This is a genomic window from Bradyrhizobium sp. CCGB01, assembly GCF_024199795.1.
Lineage (GTDB): Bacteria > Pseudomonadota > Alphaproteobacteria > Rhizobiales > Xanthobacteraceae > Bradyrhizobium.
Genome location: NZ_JANADK010000001.1, coordinates 3176783 through 3195395, shown reverse-complemented (window position 1 = coordinate 3195395; position 18613 = coordinate 3176783). Strand labels below are relative to the sequence as shown.

General features: G+C 61.8%; 14 protein-coding genes and 1 pseudogene. 7 read left to right on the top strand and 8 right to left on the bottom strand.

Annotated elements, in window-relative coordinates:
- Positions 1-664 precede the first annotated feature (664 nt).
- On the top strand, positions 665-1405 hold the full coding sequence (locus NLM25_RS14625; protein ID WP_254137397.1) for a Crp/Fnr family transcriptional regulator: 741 nt from the start codon (positions 665-667) through the stop codon (positions 1403-1405).
- A gap of 162 nt (positions 1406-1567) precedes the next feature.
- Here the strand turns inward: NLM25_RS14625 and NLM25_RS14620 are convergent, their stop codons facing one another.
- Both NLM25_RS14620 and NLM25_RS14615 read right to left on the bottom strand, forming a co-directional pair.
- Positions 1568-1945, bottom strand: a complete 378-nt coding sequence (locus NLM25_RS14620; protein WP_254137396.1) for a VOC family protein — start codon at positions 1943-1945, stop codon at positions 1568-1570.
- 131 nt (positions 1946-2076) lie between these two features.
- Positions 2077-2808 (bottom strand): HXXEE domain-containing protein, encoded by a 732-nt coding sequence (locus NLM25_RS14615; protein ID WP_254137395.1) that lies wholly within the window; start codon positions 2806-2808, stop codon positions 2077-2079.
- Between the two features lie 342 nt (positions 2809-3150).
- On the opposite strand from NLM25_RS14615, the gene NLM25_RS14610 reads away from it, so the two are divergent.
- Positions 3151-5046, top strand: coding sequence for a patatin-like phospholipase family protein (locus NLM25_RS14610; RefSeq protein WP_254137394.1), 1896 nt, complete (start codon positions 3151-3153; stop codon positions 5044-5046).
- A 75-nt stretch (positions 5047-5121) separates the two neighbouring features.
- Here the strand turns inward: NLM25_RS14610 and NLM25_RS14605 are convergent, their stop codons facing one another.
- From NLM25_RS14605 to NLM25_RS14595, 3 genes are all read right to left on the bottom strand, one after another.
- A complete protein-coding gene (locus NLM25_RS14605) occupies positions 5122-5331 on the bottom strand; it encodes a hypothetical protein (protein WP_254117573.1) in 210 nt (69 codons plus the stop codon).
- Positions 5328-5519, bottom strand: a complete 192-nt coding sequence (locus NLM25_RS14600) for a hypothetical protein (protein WP_254137393.1) — start codon at positions 5517-5519, stop codon at positions 5328-5330. Before NLM25_RS14600 ends, NLM25_RS14605 begins: the two co-directional genes overlap by 4 nt.
- Positions 5520-6007: 488 nt before the next feature.
- Positions 6008-6241, bottom strand: a complete 234-nt coding sequence (locus NLM25_RS14595) for a hypothetical protein (protein WP_254137392.1) — start codon at positions 6239-6241, stop codon at positions 6008-6010.
- Positions 6242-6542: 301 nt separating this feature from the next.
- Between NLM25_RS14595 and NLM25_RS44435 the strand changes: the two are divergent.
- From NLM25_RS44435 to NLM25_RS14580, 3 genes and pseudogenes are all read left to right on the top strand, one after another.
- Positions 6543-6854, top strand: a pseudogene (locus NLM25_RS44435) (hypothetical protein); the annotation flags it as partial.
- 78 nt (positions 6855-6932) lie between these two features.
- The gene (locus tag NLM25_RS14585) at positions 6933-8780 is read left to right on the top strand and encodes an Ig-like domain repeat protein (RefSeq protein WP_254137390.1); all 1848 of its coding nucleotides are present in this window, start codon (positions 6933-6935) and stop codon (positions 8778-8780) included.
- 194 nt (positions 8781-8974) lie between these two features.
- The gene (locus tag NLM25_RS14580) at positions 8975-10279 is read left to right on the top strand and encodes an adenylate/guanylate cyclase domain-containing protein (RefSeq protein WP_254117567.1); all 1305 of its coding nucleotides are present in this window, start codon (positions 8975-8977) and stop codon (positions 10277-10279) included.
- Positions 10280-10370: 91 nt separating this feature from the next.
- Here the strand turns inward: NLM25_RS14580 and NLM25_RS14575 are convergent, their stop codons facing one another.
- Positions 10371-12803, bottom strand: coding sequence for an arylsulfatase (locus tag NLM25_RS14575; RefSeq protein ID WP_254141179.1), 2433 nt, complete (start codon positions 12801-12803; stop codon positions 10371-10373).
- A 394-nt stretch (positions 12804-13197) separates the two neighbouring features.
- On the opposite strand from NLM25_RS14575, the gene NLM25_RS14570 reads away from it, so the two are divergent.
- On the top strand, positions 13198-14655 hold the full coding sequence (locus tag NLM25_RS14570) for a DUF1254 domain-containing protein (RefSeq protein WP_254137389.1): 1458 nt from the start codon (positions 13198-13200) through the stop codon (positions 14653-14655).
- Positions 14656-14844: 189 nt separating this feature from the next.
- On the opposite strand, the gene NLM25_RS14565 is transcribed toward NLM25_RS14570, so the two are convergent.
- On the bottom strand, positions 14845-16074 hold the full coding sequence (locus NLM25_RS14565) for an MFS transporter (protein WP_254137388.1): 1230 nt from the start codon (positions 16072-16074) through the stop codon (positions 14845-14847).
- 129 nt (positions 16075-16203) lie between these two features.
- Between NLM25_RS14565 and NLM25_RS14560 the strand changes: the two genes are divergently transcribed.
- Positions 16204-17112, top strand: a complete 909-nt coding sequence (locus NLM25_RS14560; RefSeq protein ID WP_254137387.1) for a LysR family transcriptional regulator — start codon at positions 16204-16206, stop codon at positions 17110-17112.
- Here NLM25_RS14560 and NLM25_RS14555 read toward each other — a convergent pair.
- The gene (locus tag NLM25_RS14555; protein WP_254137386.1) at positions 17109-18536 is read right to left on the bottom strand and encodes a hypothetical protein; all 1428 of its coding nucleotides are present in this window, start codon (positions 18534-18536) and stop codon (positions 17109-17111) included. The genes NLM25_RS14560 and NLM25_RS14555 overlap by 4 nt on opposite strands.
- Positions 18537-18613: the final 77 nt, after the last annotated feature.

Below are 18613 nucleotides of genomic sequence, written 5' to 3'. Positions count from 1 at the left end.
CCGCATCGCCGCCGCGGAGCCGGCGGGGGACCTGCCAAAACAAAAACTGAAAAAACAACCCCATGCACAGTAGCCGGGGCCAACGATATCAACGGCTTAAATGCGCGGCACAAGGACTGCTGATTTTACGAAATCGCTTTGACTCGTCGGGCAAAACACTGGCATGATGTCATCATGGCCGCGGTCGCCGTCTTGAGGCCTGTCGACGAAAACGCCTTCGCTCGACCGACCGGCCACGAAGCCGATCAGCCGGCGAAACCACCTCCTGTCAGGCCCGCCTGACGGAGTTCCTAAACGCCCGCTTCCACTAGCTTGTGCGCATCATCGCGTAGAACGCGCCGATCGCGGTTCGAGGCACGGTTCGCGCACCACTCTCTCACCGCAGCGTTTGCCGCGCTCCGGAAATTGGAACCCCCTATGGTGTTACCCATACGCATTTTGCAATTGTGCCGCGTAGCGCTTGAACCTAAGTCCTCAATGATGGCGCGAGACAAAACTTCGCCTCGCGGTCGCGTGTGTTCGGAGTTTTGTTTTTGAGATTGAGAGCTTCCGCAGCTGAATTGGATTTCAGAGCGCGAAGCGTAGGCGGATTCAAACAAAGTTCGAGTTTGCCGTCCTATGCCGCTCGAAATGCGATGCGGCGGATGGTTCGCGGTGGGCTACGGTGACGCTTCCCAGCGGAATTGGTAACCGACTGCTCGCAGCACTACCGGTGGCGGATCTCGGTCTGCTGGCACCCGAGTTGGAGATGGTCGCGCTCGATCGGGACGCGGTCGTCTCGCGGGCGGGTGACCAGACCGAGCACGTCCTCTTCCCTCATAGTGGCGCCATTTCGGTGATGATCGACATGGCGAACGGGGAGACGGTCGCCAGCGCCGTGATAGGGCGCGAGGGAGCAGTAGGCACTCTTTCCGTGCTGGGGCCGTCCCCTGCGGCCGTTACCGCCATCGTTCGTGCCGCCGGCACCGCCTCGCGGATCCCTGCATCGCGATTCCACGCCGCTTTTAGCCGGAGCCCCGCGATCCGCCACGCTATCCAGCTTCACTTCAAGGCGATGCTGATACAGCTACAAATCGGCGGAGCCTGCAATGCTCTGCATCCGGTCCAAGCCCGCATGGCACGCTGGCTGCTCCATCTTCGCGACCGCGTCGACCACGACGTCCTCCCGCTCACCCAGGAGACGCTTTCGCAAATACTGGGTGTGCGACGACCGACGGTGACGCTCCTGATGCGCAATCTGCGCGCTTCCGGAGCGATCAGATCTGAACGGCGAGGCGAAATCGAGATCGACCCATCGCGGCTCGCAGCGGTGGCGTGCGAATGCCGCGACACCATGCGTCTCGAAGTCGAGGGGATCTTTATGAATACAGCTCAATCTCGCGTTTTGGTTCTGCCGACGCGTTAAATGAAGCGGGCGATGCGACCCATTTCGGCGTGGCGCGGTTCGACGTATGCTCGGCGGTCTACGGAACGGCCTTTCGATCGGCGAAACGACGAGGACTAGGCTCCGTGTGGGCGTTCACATCACGCTCCGCACAGGTCCGCTTCGGGCCCAACTGCGGACGAATTACTGGGCTCCGGCGCGGAGACGGGTTGGCCAGCCGACACGGACCAACGTTTCATCCGGATCAGACATGGCAAATTCGTACATCCCCCACGGCTTGTCTTCGGGTGATTGCTGAAATTCGCGCGCCGCAGCGTCGACACTCTCAAGGTAAAGATAAAGCCCGAAAGGGTTTCTGCCGGGTGTCAGCCATCCCTCGACCGCGTCCGTCAAATGCAGATATCCGCCTTTTGAGTTCGACAGCATGCGATAGGTGTCGGGTTCTCCCGGAGCAGGCCTTTGGCCGTCCGGGCGCGCGAAGCCCAATCGATTGTAGAAGCGCTCCGACGCATCAAGGTCATTGCACGGCAGGATCGCGATCAAAGATCCGGAAGGGCTCATTCATGCACTCCGATTTAATGCAACAATTCTCGTCCAATCTTTTCAAGGTCCGAAATTTGTCACCTTCAAGGTTGGATGTTGGCGACCCGCATCTTCGCTGATGGGCCACAAGCGGACGCATGCGCAAGACCCTATGCTCTGGCGGTTCGCAGAAGGGTGCCGCCGCGCCAACGCTCACCGAGCCAAGTGACTAGCAGGAGCAGGGCAGCATTGAGGATCTGCAGCCACACAACCAACGTATCGCTGATCACCCCTCTGACGGAAAGCATGAGCGGCCCCGCCAGTGTGGCGTGCAAAACGACGCCCCAGACGATGAGGAAGGCCATGGCCCTGTAGCTCAGGCCGTGGCGACCGAAGCATGTGTAAGCGACCCATGCCGATAGGGGCAAGAATAGCACGACCGCCGTCAACAAACCGGGGTTGTAAGGCTGGCCGGTCAGAAGAACAGCGAGAACGTGAACGAGTCCGTTCGTGAAAATGATGCTGTACAACGCAAGGCCGACGAGCGGGTGACGGCGACTAAGCAGGGCCGCTATCGGTCCGACCACCCAGAACAGCGGGATATTGACCGCGAGAAAGAACGACGGAAGAACCGGGCAGTCGGAGAGCGTAGGAAACCCCAAGTTACCACATAGCGCGGCAGGAAATGCGTGCGACTGACCTAGGAGGTCGATGCCGTACTCTTCCACATTGTGCACGAGATAGACAGCCACGGCCATCCACGAAAGCCACACGAGGTCCCGCCAGCGGGACGAGGTCGGGTCGCCGCGAAGCAACTCAGAACCGAACAACAAGGCCAGGATGACCAGTGCCCCTGCAAGCCCGATCCAGGGAAACGCAAGGTCAAACCAAGTAAATCTCATCAAGACACTCCTGTTAGATGTCGGTTCGAACATGCACCGTCGCGGCAGGTCCCGTCCATGTCCGCCGCGGTCAGCCCATCAGTCGGGCGACGTCCGGCCTGCCCCAGACAGCAGACATGGCAATGGCTCTCGTGATGTTCTGCTCAGGGCCACGAGCAGACTCAAGCGCCGCAGCGAACGGAGGCGGTCTATGAAAGTCGAAAGCGGCCCCGAGGTTGCAGCGTCGTAGAGGCAGGATAGCTTCACAATCCATGTTGCGGTGCTTCTAACCCTTATTCATTCTGGCAGACGAGGCGACCCGGCATTAACATCAGGGCCGTGCAGTCGAGCTGGATGTCGCCAATGAATGAAGCGAGCGCGACATTTGCATGGGAGAACGTGTCTGAGGACTTCGCTCTGTTCAGAACGCTCAGTTCGGAACAGCGGACGACGGCTCTGAACGCGATGGTTCGCCTCGATCTGGTGCGGGGAGAAAGGCTCGTTGCCCAAGGGGGCCCCTCGGACTCATTGTTTTTGGTGCTGCACGGTGCGCTAGCTGTGTGCCGAAATAGCGAGCTCGAACCTGTCGCCGAGCTCCGTGCCGGCGAATTGGTCGGCGAAATCGGCTTCTTTGCAAATGTCCCGCGCACTGCCAATGTCATTGCCATCCGCGACACCAGCGTGCTCGTGCTGACACGTGCAGCCTACCAGAAGCTTGCCAGGGACGCCCCCGCCATCGTTGAGGCAGTACTTGCGGCGCTCGCGCTCCGTTTTGGCAAGGAGACGGCGCGCCTCGCGCCGCTTCGCTCGTCGCCAAGGGCCAGGACGGTGGCCCTCATCGAAGGTGGACGCGAGCTGTTGCCTGGCGCCTTTGATCGTCGAATGCGCGATGCGCTCGCTGCCACCGATGCGGAGATCGTCGATGTCGCCCGCGTCACTTCCAAGTTTCCCGGGCGAGCCCCGGATGCGCCCGATGTCGCTGAATGGCTCAACAGACTAGAACACGCCGCGCCGCTGGTCGTTTACCTCGGAGATCACGATGCCAATGCCTGGACACGCAAGGCTATCCGCCAGGCCGACATGGTTGTGTTCGGGTGCCGCGGCGATGCGCCGGCGGGACCCTTGACGGATGTCGAGGCTTTTGCCTGTGAGGTTCACCCAAGGTCGGCGCGACGCCTCGTTCGCGTACATGATCGACGGAGCAGTCACGTCAGTGGAACCGCGGCCTGGCTTGCTCGGCTGCCCTCCTTCATGCATCACCATGTCGCGCTGGGGGATCAAGTTGATTTCGACAGTCTAGCCCGATTCCTGTCGGGTCGCGCGATTGGATACGTCGCCGGCGGCGGCGGAAGCTTTGGATCGGCGCATGTGGGGGTCTACAAGGCCTTCTGCGAGCTTGGCGTGACATTCGATATCTTTGTCGGCACCAGTGTCGGCTCTGCCATGGCGGCCGGATTCGCAAAGAACCTCGAAGCAGAGGATCTTGAGCGCGGCACGCACGATATTTTCGTCAAGAATCGCAGCTTCCGGCGGCCAACCTGGCCGCGTTACGCCTTGCTGGATCATAAGGCGTTCGATCGGGCGCTCGCCCGTCAATTCGGCCACGACTGCCGGATCGAGGATTGCTGGCGACCTTTCGCGGCAGTCGCAACCAATCTTTCAACCCATAATCTGGAATTGATCCGCTCGGGATCGCTGTGGCAGGCGGTGCGTGCCTCAAGCGCAATTCCTGGATTATTGCCGCCGTTCTACACGCCAGAAGGTGCGATGCTTGTCGATGGATGCCTGATCGATAATGTGCCGCTGGCACCGATGCATCAACTAAAGAGTGGCCCCAATCTGGTCGTGCATTTCGGCGAGCCGGCGGTTGAGCTGTTTGATGTCGCGTATGATGCGTTGCCCGGACGGCTCGAGCTGGTCGCGGCAATGCTGATGCCGTTTCGCAAGAAGCTGCTTCCCGCCGCACCGAGTGCCGTCAACGTGCTGTGGCGAAGCCTCGTGGCGCATCAGCGCTACGATACGTTGCCGGCGGGACCACTCGATCTGGTAATACGCCCGCCCTTTCCGCCAGGGATCGATGTGACGGACTTCGACCGCCATACGGAGATTTTTCAGGCGTCTTACCTTTGGGCCCGACAAGCTGTCGTGGCGCTGGAAGCAGAGGGTAACCCGGCAATGGCCGCCATCCTCGCTGCCGGAAAGCCAGCAACAATGCGAGGTGCCGTCGTCGAGCTCGCCAGTAATGCTCTATCCAGCTGAGCTGCGGGTGCGTCTCGCCGTCCGCAGCGGTCGTGGTTAAGCGGTTCGAAGCGTCTGGGAAGGCTGCTTCCCACCCTAAACTCCCCTGCGATCCTGGCTACCAATCACGCAGCGCCATGCCGCCAGGCGCTCTGCAGGATGCTGGTTCATCCACTCGGCGAGCTGTGGCGCGCCCATCAGGCAGGACTGCATCGAGATGTCGGCGAAGTCCGAGGTGGTGACGATCTGTTCGCGGCAATCTGTCGGAGAAGAGAGACTGCAGAGCACGGCGATGACCTTGATCACGACAGGGGCCCCCCGTCGCTGCGATGGGCTTTGGTGCCGCTGACCGTATGACTTATCGATGCCTTGTCATGCTGCTCCCTGACCGGATCAGCAGCCGGGAAGATGCTGTCATATATCGCGAGGGCTTCCCGAACCAAGCGGGCATGCTCGCGCTCGGACTTTGAGACAAATCGAATAACCTCGCCCATATTGAATGCTCCTGCTGCTATCAAGAGGGACCATTCCCTTAGGCGAAGAATAGGCGCGGCCTTGCTATTCAATCTGTGATGCGTCTCACCATCCGCAGCGTGCGGGCGGTTTCTCAATCTGTGACAGAAATCACGTGCGCCCCAGCAGTGCGCAGCTGGACCCAGTCCCTATCGCCCGTTTCCCTGCTCCATAAAGTGGCCCCACTCCTCCCTAATGACCGAGCGATATATGCCGGGAGGTAGCGCTTCCTCTAGGACTTCCCCATTCGAAAACGCGTTTGGGTCTAAGAAAACTCCGAACAAGGGCACACACGCCTTCATCGCGTAGTTCGCGGCGGCGCCGGGTGTCCGAACCCCTGCGGCTTTCGCATCGGGAATGTGCGACCGAATACATGCTCGGAAGCGAGAAACCGATGGCTGTTCTCCCGGATGCATCTGAGCAGACACCTGAGGCGACCATGTCAGAGCCAAGATCAAAACTGCTACCCTCAACGAACGCCTCCAAAATTGGAAGGAGCATCATCGCAGACCAGTTGATCCAGCTTCGCTTCGACGATCTGAACGCGCTTCAGGTCCATGCTGGTTATCACCTCGAAGACGTTGGCAGTGCAATCAAAGTGAAGCTCGACCAACGCGTCTCCATCGATGATGTAAGCAGCTGCGTAATGTGCAGGCATTTTGCTTAAATCAATCGCGAATTTGATGCCATCGTCGGCGCTCATCACCTGCCAATTGTTTGCGCCGCATCCTTTAGTGGTATCGTGCTTTCGCTGCAACACTCGACGACAAACAGAATGCGCGAGCCGCTACCGGGCAAAGCACCAATTGTTGGAACCCCTTTGCGAACGTATCGTCACAAATAGGATTTCGCAGAGTTCGGCTGGGGGCCGGTGATGCGGAGACGCGGGTTTGCTACATCAATGCCAAGCTCGTGTTGCCGCGCGACTCCGGGGCGGCGCCCGCACTGACTCGTCAGGCCGCTGGGTCCGCGGCGTCGTGGCAGCCGTCACAGTGGCGCTGGGAATGTTCGCGTTTGCAGGTCCGGCATTTTCTCAGGCCGCAATTCCCGTCATCACGAAAGCGTTCGGGACCTCGTCGATTCCCTTGAACGGGACGACGACCATGACTTTTACCGTCACAAACACTGATCCAGCGGATTTCGCCCAGAACGTAACATTCACCGACACCATGCCGGCCGGCCTCGTCATTGCGACACCGAACGGCCTGTCGCAGTCCTGCACCAACGCAGGGCCCACAACGGTAACCGCGACGGCCGGCAGCGGTAACATTATTTTCTTGAATCCTCTCCTGAGCGTAGGCGGATCCTGCACCCTTACGGTCAACGTGACCGGAACGACCAACGGCTTGAAGACCAACTCGGTTGTCGTGAGTTCCTTTGGCGGCGCCGGCAACATGGCGACCGCAAACATCTTCGTCGGTTCGCTCACGGCGCCGACGGTGACGCAGGCGTTCGGTGCGTCCACTCTGGCGATTGGCGGGACGACGTCCCTCACCGTCAACATCACCAATCCCAACTCGATTGCGCTGAGCGGTCTCGCCTTCACCGACGGTCTCCCGGCCGGTCTCGTGGTAGCAACGCCGAACGCATTGACCAACACCTGCAACGGTGCCGCGAGCGCTGCGGCCGGCGGCAGCAGCCTGTCGCTGTCCGGCGGGACGCTGGCTGCGAACGGGAGCTGCTCGATCACCATCAACGTCACCGCGACAACCGCCGGCACCAAGACCAACACCATCGCGAACGTGACTTCGAATGAGGCTCCGCCCGGCACAGCCGCCAGCGCCAGCCTTTCGGTCAACACGCCCGGAACCAGCACGACGCTGACCTCTTCCCTCAATCCGAGCAGTTTCGGTCAAGCGGTGACCTTCACCGCAACGGTCACCGGCGGCGGCACACCGACCGGCACCGTCACGTTCCTCGATGCCGGTAGCGCGATCGGCACCGGAGCCCTGACAGGTGGGGTCGCGACCTTCACGACCACCACGCTCTCGGTCGGATCGCATTCGATCACGGCGAGCTTCCCCGGAGGCGGCGGCTTCACGGGCAGCGTTTCGGCGGCGCTCACCCAGGTGGTCGGCATCCCCACGGACAGCACGCGGCTGCGCGCGCTGCAACTCGCCGTCACCAGGCTCGAGGCGCATGCCTCGTCAGCGGCGTTCCAGAGCGCCGTCGATGGTGCGATTTCGGATGGCTTTTCCGACAGCGGCGGTTCCCTGCTCTCATCGACCGGCAGTGGCATGCGCATCAACTTCGGGGCGGAGCCGCAAGCCGAACTGCGCGGCCCTGCGAACAACACGGATGCGACCGCGGTCGCGCGCGCGAGCGGGCTTTTGACCGGTCCGAGCTATCCCGGGCAGCCCTCTGCCAACACCGTGACTGGCAATTATCGCGTCAACGACGCTTTCGGGGCGCTTGCCTATGCCGACAACCCGATGGTCACCAAGGCATCAACTCTGCCAGTGCGTGCGCCCCGGGAATGGCAGCTCTGGGCCGACGTCCGCGGCACCGGCTGGAATACGGACATCGCTGCGGGAGACATCGTGGGCGGCCAAGTGAACGCGCTGCTCGGCCTGACGCGACGATTGACGCCGGACTTCCTGATCGGCGTTACCGGCGGCTACGAGGCGTTCAGCTACTCGTCGACGTTGCTGAATGGCCGGCTGAAGGGTGACGGCTGGACCGTGGGTGGGTACCTCGGCTGGAGGATCTGGCCCGGTATCCGATTCGACGCGGCACTGGCACGCTCGGGCGTGAGCTATGACGGCGTCTCCGGGACCGCTTCGGCAACCTTCCCCGGCAGCCGATGGATCGGCTCAGCGGGACTGACCGGGACATACAGGATGGCGTCCCTGGAGATCGAGCCCTCGGTCAAGGTCTATGCCCTGTGGGAGCATGACGATCAGTATCTCGACAGCCTCGGCACATTGCAGACCGCTTACGACTTCTCGAGTGGTCGGGCGAGCGGGGGTGCCAAGTTCACTTCTCCGTTGAGTATCGGCACGGCCGTCGCGGTCGCACCCTATGTCGGAGCGTATGCAGACTATTATTTCGATAACGGCGGCACGGTGCCGCTGCTCCCGACGCAATTCGTGCAGGGCTGGTCGGCGCGCATGATCGGAGGTCTCAACTTCGACGGGGCAAACGGCGTTCGGGGCAGCGTTGGGGGCGAGCTTGGCGGGATCGGCAACAACTTCCTCACATGGTCCGCGCGTGGGCGCGTCAGCTTTCCGCTCTCGTTCTGATCACACTCCCAATTCGACCCTCACCTTGCGTCGCCGACGAAGCTGGTGTCCGCCTCGGGTCACAAGCTGAAGGTCGGCAGGCTGAGCGCCAAGGTCAGCGATGGGCCACAGGGACATTGAGCCGTTTCCTACAATCTTAGCTGCTGCTATAATTCCCGCCGGCCAGGAAGTCCCCGGCAAGCGTGGGGTCGTCAATGCAGCCAGACACCCGGTACGCCAAGAGCGGCGACGTTCATATCGCTTATCAAGTGTTCGGCGAGGGTCCAATCAATGTTGTCTTCGCTCCGCCGGCCTTTACGAATGTCGAGCACTGGTGGGACCAACCGGAGGTGAGTCGTTGGCTAATGCACCTGGCGCGCTACGCCCGGGTGGTGATGTTCGACAAGCGCGGCACGGGCCTGTCGGATCGGGTCTCTGACTTGCCGGGCCTTGACCAGCGCATGGATGACCTGCGTGCGGTCATGGATGCTGCCGGCATGGAACAGGCAGCGCTTCTCGGCATTTCAGAAGGTGGCACGATGTCGGCGCTGTTCGCGGCGACGTATCCCAGTCGTTGCTGCGCGCTGGTGCTCTGCAACGCCTATCCGGCCTCGAAATTTACTCTGAGGACGCTGGAGCAAGTTCTCGATTATATCGAACGTGACTGGGGCAGCGGCGACAGCGTGGCAAGGTTTGCACCCTCCCGCGTGAACGACTCGGCGTTCAAACGCTGGTGGGGCAAGAACGAGCGCGTGTCCAATAGCCCAGCTGGAGCCGCAGCGTACGCGCGCATGAACCGTTTGAATGATATCAGCGGCATTGTCTCAACGATTCGGGTCCCGACCCTCGTCATCCACCGGACGGGCGACAGGAACGTCAGCATCGAGGGCGGCCGGTTTCTCGCAAAGCATATTCCAGGCTCTCGTTATCTCGAGCTCCCGGGGATCGACCACCTCCCCTTCGTCGGCGACAATGCCGATGATATCGCCGACGCTATCGAGGAATTTCTGACCGGCTCGCGTGCGCCCGTCGCGGTCGACCGCGTACTTGCCACGGTGCTCTTCACCGACATCGTCAGCTCGACCGAGAAGGCCGCCGCGCTCGGTGACCATCGCTGGCGCGACCTCCTTGACATTCATCATACGGCGATACGGCGCACCCTCTCACGCTTCCGTGGCCATGAAATCAAGAGCACCGGCGACGGCGTTCTTGCTACTTTCGACGGTCCTGCGCGTGGCGTGCGCTGCGCCTGTGCCATTGCAGACGAAATCAGGTCGCTGGGCATTGAAGTCCGCGCCGGGCTTCATACCGGCGAGTGCGAATTGATCGGCGATGATATCGGTGGCATTGCCGTTCACATCGGAGCGCGTGTTGCCGCGCTCGCCGGCGCGAACGAGGTGTTAGTGTCGAGCACGGTCAAGGACCTGGTGGCGGGATCCGGCTTGCGTTTTGGTGACCGCGGCAACCATGCGCTTAAAGGTGTCCCCGGAGATTGGCGCATCTTTGCAGTCGAACGGTGAATGCGCCGCTTTAACCAATTCGAGTTGACGCTCTTCCGATCGCTTCGCTCGCATTTCGAGGTCAAGCAAAGCCAAATGCCATTGCTACGGTTTACTGTGCCTTGTTCCTGGTCTCCTGGACCTTTTGCTGGAGCTGCCTTTCTTCCGCAGCCTTCAGGGGGACAAGCTTGACCGTCAACTTGTCGATCTTGCCGGTGAAGCGGAATGGCGGCTGGTAATCGTTGTCGTCGACGCCCGTGCGAGTATCTACGCCAACATCAAAGGTCTCGTAGATCGTCTCGACAAACGGAATGGTGTGCGGGATCGTCCGCCTGACGACTTCCTTTCCGTCCACCGAGAGGACGCCCGTGCCACCCTTGCCGAAGCCGCGGCCATCGTATTTGAAATCAAACACGATGGTGTGCTTGCCGACAGCGAGCGCCTCCGGACCTTCCCAACGGAATCGTTGCACGTCGAAGAAGTTATAGACAAAGACCGGCTTGCCTTTGAGCAAGTAGAGTCCGTGGCCGCCGCCACGACCGCCGAGCGTGTTGATCATGCCTTCGGCACCCGACGGAATATTGACCTCGGCCCTGATCGAATAGGACTTGCCAGCGATGTCGGGGGCGCTGCTGTAGGGAAGACCGGACGATTCACCCGAATAGGTAAACTCGGTCCGGCCCGCGGTCGAGCTTGGCCGTGGCGTGGCTGCGCGCGCCGTGAAGCTGTTGTCCAGCGGGAACACGTTGTATTTCGTCGCCTCGACCATGAAGAGCTCTTTCATGTCGCGCAGCTTGTCCGGCATCTTGGCGGCAAGGTCGTTGCTCTCCGAATAGTCCTCGGCGAGATTGTAGAGTTCCCAAGTGTAGCCGTTGACGACATCCGGAAACTTGCCGAAGCCGAGGTCCCAGGGCGGCGAAGGCGGCGTGGTCGCCGCGAGCCAGCCGTCGTGATAGATCGCACGGTTGCCGACCATCTCGAAATATTGCGTCCGTCGGGCCGACGGGGCGTTCGCGTTGGCCTTGTCGAAGGTGTACGCCATGCTGACGCCTTCGATCGGCTTCTGAGCAACGCCGTTGACCATCACCGGCGCTTGAATGCCGGTGGCTTCGAGGATCGTCGGCACCACATCAATCATGTGATGAAATTGCGTGCGGATACCGCCCACGTCGTTGATTTGGCCGGGCCACGAAATGGCCATGCCTTGCCGGGTGCCGCCGAAATGCGACGCGACCTGCTTGGTCCATTTGAAGGGTGTGTCAAAGGCCCAGGTCCAGGCCACGGCCATGTGCGGCGTGGTCTTGTCGGAACCCCAAACGTCGTAAAACTTCAACTGCTCCGCGACCGGAATGTTGACGCCCTGGATCGCGGCCATTTCGTTCGGAGTGCCGAGGATCGAGCCTTCAGCGCTGTTGCCGTTGTCGCCGCTGATATAGATGATGAGTGTGTTGTCGAGCTTGCCCGCGTCTTCGACGGCCTGAATGACCCTGCCGATTTCGTGGTCGGTGTAGGCGGTATAGGCCGCAAAAACGTCCGCCTGACGAATGAAAAGCTTCTTCTCGTCGGGGCTGAGCGTGTCCCATTTCTGAAGCTTCGCTCCACCGTATTCGGGCTGGCCATCCGGCCACGGCGTGAGCTGGGTATTCGCCGGAATGACACCAAGCCGCTTCTGATTGGCGAAGATTGTCTCGCGCAGCTTTTCCCAGCCCTGATCGAACAGGTGCATGTCGCTGATCTTCTTGATCCACTCTGGCGTAGGCTGGTGCGGCGCGTGCGAGCCGCCGGGCACGTAATAGATGAAGAACGGCTTGTCGGGCGCGGCGTCGTTCAGCCCCTTCAAGTAGTTGATGGCATCGTCCGCCATGTCAGTGGTGAGGTTGTAGCCGGGGCGTCCGACCCATGGGAAGACTTGTGTCTGGTCACGGAAGAGAAATGGCGTCCACTGGTCGGTTTCGCCGCCCATGAAGCCATAGAAGTGATCGAACCCCATTCCGTTTGGCCATTGATCAAAGGGCCCGGCCGAACTCAGCTGATAGCTCGGCGTGTTGTGGTTCTTGCCGATCCACGCCGTCGCAAAACCATTCGCTCTCAGGATCGTGCCGACGGTGGCACTCTCCGGTCCGATGACGGAGTCATATCCCGGGTATCCCGTGGACATTTCGGTGATGACGCCGAAGCCCACCGAGTGATGGTTGCGGCCCGTGATCAGCGCTGCCCGTGTCGGAGAGCAGAGAGCGGTAGAGTGAAACTGCGTGTAACGCAGTCCGGCGTTTGCGATGCGATCCATAGCGGGCGTCGGGATGACGCCCCCGAAGGTCCCGGATACTCCATAGCCCTGATCGTCGGTCATGATCAGCAGCACATTGGGCGCCCCCTTGGGCGGCACCACTTGGGCAGGCCAATACGGCTTCGACTGACTGGCCTGAAGATTGATTTCGCCGCCGAATTTCGGCGGCGGAGGCGGAAGATATTTTCCGTCGATCGTCGTCGTGGCGCCGGGCGAGCCCGGCGCGCCGGTGGTCTGCTGTGCCGACGTCGGCGCCATGGTGAATATCGTCAGTGTCGCGGCAGAGAGCAACAGCGCGGAAGTTTTCACGATCCCTCTCCTCCGGTGCAGCACCTGTATGGCTTGCGGCAGACAAGGCATTGAACGCAGGTTTTGGGCCGCGAGCACTTGTGCGGGCCTGCATGTGAGACAGGACGACTTGCCAAGGATTGATCTAGATCAAGCCGTCCGCTTCGGGGCTCACAGCAACAGCCGCCCAACGACGTTGATTTATGTCAAGGGGCCTGCCGCCTCGTTCAAGCGAGGATGGAAACCGTGCGAACCAAGGGTAGCGCGGGCCCCGATATCTGCCGCGGTCGTTACCAAAAACAAACGGGTGGCCGCGCCCGACAGTGCAGCTTCCCTCAGTGCGCATCGGTAAGGGAGACTTGAAATGCATCGTGTCTTGCTGAAACAGACTTTGCCTTTTTGCATCGCCACCCTGATTGCATCGGGGGCGCTCGCGCAAAGTGCCGCGCCTGCACTCACCGAGCAGGAGGCTCACGCGATCGCGGTGGATGCCTATGTCTATTTCTACCCGATCCTGTCAATGGACGTCACGCGCAAGCAATCGACCAACGCCGCGAACGAGTTCAAGGGCCCGGCGAATACTTTCGTCAATATTCCCGAATATCCTCCGGCGAATTTCAAGGGCGTCGTCCGCCCCAACTTCGACACCCTCTACTCCGTCTCCTGGCTGGATCTGACCAAGGAGCCGGTGGTCGTTTCGGTGCCGGATACCGATGGACGCTACTACCTGATGCCGATGCTCGACATGTGGACCGACGTGTTCGCGTCTCCGGGCTGGCGCACGACCGGCACGCGGGCCGGAACGTTCCTGGTCGCACCTCAGGGCTGGCGGCCCGACCTGCGCGACAGGTTCGCCGAGGAATTCAAGCTGCCCAAGGACACCCAGCGCATCGACGCACCGACGCCTTATGTCTGGGTCGTCGGCCGCACCAAGACGGACGGTCCGGACGACTACGCCGCGGTCCACAAGATCCAGTCCGGCTACAAGGTCGTTGCGCTGTCCGAGTATGGCAAGACGCCGAAGCCGGTGGAATTCAAGCCGGATCCGAGCATCGACATGAAGACGCCGCCCAAGGTGCAGGTCGACACCATGGCGGCCGGTGCGTATTTCGCCTATGCGGCCGAATTGCTCAAGCTGCACCCGCCGCACGTCACCGACGAGCCGATCATCGCGCAAATGAAGCGGATCGGCATCGAGCCCGGCAAGAGCTTCGACATCGCCAAGCTCGATCCGGCCGTGCAACGGGGCTTGCAAACCGCACCCGAAGTTGCGCAGAAACTCATGGCATGGAAGATCCCGACGCTGGCGCGTGTCGCCAACGGCTGGTCGATGAATACCGACACCATGGGCGTGTACGGCAACTACTATTTGAAGCGCGCCATCGTCGCGCAAGTCGGGCTCGGCGCCAACCTGCCGGAAGACGCGATCTATCCGCTCAACGTCGGCGACGAATCCGGCAGGCCGCTCGATGGTGCGAACAAATACACGATCACGTTCGAGAAGGGCGCAGCTCCGCCGGTCAACGCCTTCTGGTCGATCACGCTCTACGATCCGGACGGGTTCCAGGTCGGCAACGCGCTGAACCGGTTTGCGGTCAGCAGCTGGATGCCGTTCAAATACAATGCCGACGGCTCGCTGGACCTCTATTTCCAGAATGAGAGCCCGGGCAAGGACAAGGAGGCCAACTGGCTGCCCGCGCCGAAGGGACCGTTCAATTTGACCATGCGGCTCTACGGCCCGAAGTCGGAGGCGCTGACCGGAAAATGGAATCCGCCGCCCGTCGCAAAGGCATCGACAACCGTCGGTCTGTCCCCCCAGTAGGATCGCGATCAGCGCCGGCGCTCAGCCGGCGCTGCCGACCCCATCACCCCGTCGCGCCTGATCGGCTCCTTACCCCGTACTGAGGGTTGGGAGCCGACTTGCCTTATCTGCATCTCATGCCTCCTTGCTGCGGTTGTTCCAATGTGGGGGCACGCTCGCTTCCGACAGACGTTCCCCGACCACGCTGCGTCACCGAGCCGGGCTCGCCGAGACACACGCCGTGCATTGCGGGTCGGCTTTCGCCTTGCGGCGAAACGCACCAACCAGAATGACGGTCGATGACAGAGCGAGGATGACGGCGCTGAACAGGAAGGTGGCGCGATAGCCGCTGCTGTCGAACAGCACGCCGCCGCCCGCGGCACCCGCGGTGATCGCGAGTTGAACGACCGCCACCATCAGGCCGCCGCCTGCTTCCGCATCGTCGGGCAACGCCTCGCTGAGCCACGTCCACCACCCTACGGGCGCCGCCGTGCCGATGAAACCCCAGAGCAGCATCAGGGTCGCCGTGGCGCCAAGCGAGGCGCCATACACCGTCAGCGCGACCGCCATCAGCGCCATGGCGAACGGCATTAAGACGAGAGACGCATAAAGGCTCTGGCGGATCACAAATCCGATCAGCGACGTGCCGATGAGGCCGGCAACGCCCATGACGAGCAGGAGCGCCGAAATGGTCGTGACGTCGACACGCGTCACGGTCTCGAAGAAGGGCCGCAAATAGGTGAAGAGCGAGAACTGTCCGAGGAAGAACAGCGCCGCTGCGAGCATGCCGTAGGGCACGTTGGGACGGCGCAGGACTTTGAAGGCCGCTGCCGCGCTCGCGCGCTCCCGGCTCGGCATCCTCGGCAGCGTAAAAAACTGCCAAAGCAGGGTCAGCGCTGCAATCGGCACGACGCAGAAGAACGCGCCACGCCAGCCGATGTACTGGCCGAGGAAGCTGCCGAGTGGCGCGGCAATCGTCGTTGCGAGAGCGTTGCCGCCATTGAGAAGCGCAAGTGCGCGCGGCACGTCCTTGGTCGGCACGATGCGGATCATCGTCGCGGCCGACATCGACCAGAAACCGCCGACAGCCATGCCGACGAGGGCGCGCCCGATCATGAAGACCGGGTAATTGGGCGCGAAGGCCACGACGACACCGGAGACCAGCGTGACGCCGGTCAGCCACAACAAGACGGATCGCCGGTCGATGCCGCGCGTTGCAGCCGAGATGAAGAGAGAGGTGAGGATGGCGAAGAGGCCCGACACGGAGATCGCTTGCCCGGCCTGCCCTTCCGTCAGGCGGAGGCTGTCCGCGATCGGCGTGAGCAGGCTCACGGGCATCCACTCGGATGCAACGAGCATCGAGGCGCAAAGAGCCACCGCGAAAACCGCACTCCATGCGGCCACTGCCGGCCTCGTTTCTTGATCGGCTGTGACGTCCATCGGCAATCCCATGTCGCAAAGCGCCCAGGCTGGCGCTGTTCACGGCGACACATAGAGCCCGGGGCGGCGTTCGATTAGCCGCTATAATTTGCTTGCATTAATCGACGCTGGCCATGAATAGTGACGGCCATGGCAGCTCAGGACTTCAACGATCTGCTGGCCTTCGTGGCCGTCGCCCGCGAGCGCAGCTTCACCAAGGCCGCTGCGAAACTGGGCGTCGTGCAGTCGACGCTCAGCCATACGATCAAGCGCCTCGAATCGCAGATGGGCCTGCGGCTCCTCACGCGCACGACGCGAAGCGTCGGCCTGACCGAGGCTGGCGAACGGCTTCAGCAATCGGTTGCGCCCCGCATCGAGGAGATCGAGCGCGATATCGCGGCATTGATGTCCCTGCGCGACAAGCCGTCGGGCACCATCCGGATGACGCTCTCGGATCATGCGCTCGAAAAAGCGGTCTGGCCGAAGCTGGCGCCAGTCCTGAAGAAATATCCCGACATCAAGGTCGAGTTCAGCCTCGACACGGCATTTCGCAACATCGTCGAAGACGGTTTCGATGCCGGCATCCGCCTCGGCGAGAGCGTCGAGAAGGACATGATCGCGGTGCGCATCGGCCCGGACTGGCGGCTGGTCGCGGTCGCCTCGCCTGCCTACCTGAAAGAGCATCCGAGACCGAAGCACCCCCAGGATCTCCTGAAGCACGTCTGCATCAAGCGGCGCGCGGCGGCCGGCGGACATTATGTCTGGGAGTTCGCCAGGAACGGTCCCGACCTCAGGGTGCGCGTCGAGGGGCAGCTGACCTTCAACGACTCCCGTGCGATGATCGACGCCGCCGTGAAAGGCTTCGGCATTGCCTATCTCCCTGAAGACATGGTGGCACGGCAGGTCCGGTCCGGCGAGCTCGTCATCGTGCTCGACGACTGGTCGCCGGAGTTCGACGGCTACTACATCTATTATCCGACCTCGCGGCAGAACTCCGCGGCGTTCAAGGTGATCGTCGATGCGCTCCGCCATCACGAAACGCGAAGAAGACGCAGCTAGGATCCCGATTGATCGACGAAGATGCGAACACGCCCGACGTCTTCGACTTCGCGATAACGGCTTAGTTCCTTCTGAAGCTCGGGATCGGAATTGGCCCAGGCCAGCCAGTCGAACGGGAACGAGCTCAGCAGACTGGTATCGACGAGAATGACATTCGGGCGGCCACCTTGCAGGTCCGCCAGCAATTGCCGCCGCTCGAAATTGATGATGCCGTCCAGTCTTGCCCGCTCGGCTTCAGTCGGTTGCGAGTTGTTCAGGCGCAGGATTGCGCCTGCCGAGAGGAGTTGCGCACAGGAGCTGCCCACCCAGATGCCGTCGATTTGACGGACGAGCGGATGCCCGAGGCCGATGTGGTCGGTGATCGTGAGCAGCCGCGGGTGCTTCACGTGGGCATCGACGCGCGCCTGCAGCGGCGGAAATCCCGGGGCGGGCGACGACAGATAGAGCCCGATGGCAACGACGGTTACAAGGCCGCCGATGACGATGGGCGCCCGCAACGTCTTTGTGCAACACTGCAGCAGCGGCCCCGCAATCGCAAACAGACACAGCGCGAGAGCCGTATACGGCCACCCCTTGCCTTGAAGCAGGAAGCTCGCGGCGCCGCCCACCGATGCGGCCAGCCAGGGAATGGCGTTGCTCCCCATTCTGAGATTTTGCGGACCGAGCAGGCGCAGGAATCCAAGCGAAGCGCCGATCACGGCGATCGGGACGGGAAGCAGGCTGCCGAGCTCCCTCCTGATCGGCAGATAGGCCTCGGCGACCATCGGAGCATAGGTGGAGAAATAAGCGGGAAAGAAGGCCGCGACCGCTGCCCCGTAACCGATGACGACAGCCGCGGCCGTCCATGCCTCAGGGGGGAACAGAGGCCTGAAAGAGCGCTGGCGGACGGCCCCGAGAATGATCGGGAGAGCTGCCACCAGGGCAAAGAAGGGCTTGATGCTCATGGCCAACCCGGCGCCCACCCCGGCGAGGATCGCGAGCCGGCCGGGATCGAGCCCGCGCCAGCGCAGTGCGGTGACGGCGATAAAGGGGGTCAGCGCGATGACGGCGATGTGCTCACGTTGTCCGAAGATCGCGCCCGGAAGGATTGCGAGCAGGAACGCAAAGGACCAGGTCGAAAAACTCCTCTCCCGAGCGCCCAGCCTTGCCACCGCGGCGGTGCGATCGATCACGAAAAGCGCGCCGGCGATCTCGACGATCACCAGGACGATCACGATGAATTCGGGTGCAATGCCGGTCATTCGTGCGAGCAGCGCCCCGGGCATGTACATGTAGACCGACAGCGGCGGATTGGACTCGAAGAGGTCGATCCCGAGCTTGCGGCCGTCCAGGATCTTCTCGTTGACGGTGAGAAGCCAGCCCAGATCCGCATTGAGAATGACGGGTATCTGGACGAGCAAGGCCGTCAGGAGGATCGCGGCCACGACCAGCCAGCGTTGACGCGTGCTGAAGTCGTCTCCCGGCAGGGCAAGGGCGCCTTGCTTGAGCGCAGGCGATCTAT

Bases quoted from the DNA above. Each gene is read 5' to 3' on its own strand.
- NLM25_RS14580 (WP_254117567.1), top strand. From the start codon at position 8,975: ATGCAGCCAGACACCCGGTACGCCAAGAGCGGCGACGTTCATATCGCT.
- NLM25_RS14570 (WP_254137389.1), top strand. From the start codon at position 13,198: ATGCATCGTGTCTTGCTGAAACAGACTTTGCCTTTTTGCATCGCCACC.
- NLM25_RS14615 (WP_254137395.1), bottom strand. From the start codon at position 2,808: ATGAGATTTACTTGGTTTGACCTTGCGTTTCCCTGGATCGGGCTTGCA.
- NLM25_RS14595 (WP_254137392.1), bottom strand. From the start codon at position 6,241: ATGAGCGCCGACGATGGCATCAAATTCGCGATTGATTTAAGCAAAATG.
- NLM25_RS14560 (WP_254137387.1), top strand. From the start codon at position 16,204: ATGGCAGCTCAGGACTTCAACGATCTGCTGGCCTTCGTGGCCGTCGCC.
- NLM25_RS14575 (WP_254141179.1), bottom strand. From the start codon at position 12,803: ATGGCGCCGACGTCGGCACAGCAGACCACCGGCGCGCCGGGCTCGCCC.
- NLM25_RS14585 (WP_254137390.1), top strand. From the start codon at position 6,933: ATGGCGACCGCAAACATCTTCGTCGGTTCGCTCACGGCGCCGACGGTG.
- NLM25_RS14610 (WP_254137394.1), top strand. From the start codon at position 3,151: ATGAATGAAGCGAGCGCGACATTTGCATGGGAGAACGTGTCTGAGGAC.
- NLM25_RS14600 (WP_254137393.1), bottom strand. From the start codon at position 5,519: ATGGGCGAGGTTATTCGATTTGTCTCAAAGTCCGAGCGCGAGCATGCC.
- NLM25_RS14565 (WP_254137388.1), bottom strand. From the start codon at position 16,074: ATGGACGTCACAGCCGATCAAGAAACGAGGCCGGCAGTGGCCGCATGG.
- NLM25_RS14620 (WP_254137396.1), bottom strand. From the start codon at position 1,945: ATGAGCCCTTCCGGATCTTTGATCGCGATCCTGCCGTGCAATGACCTT.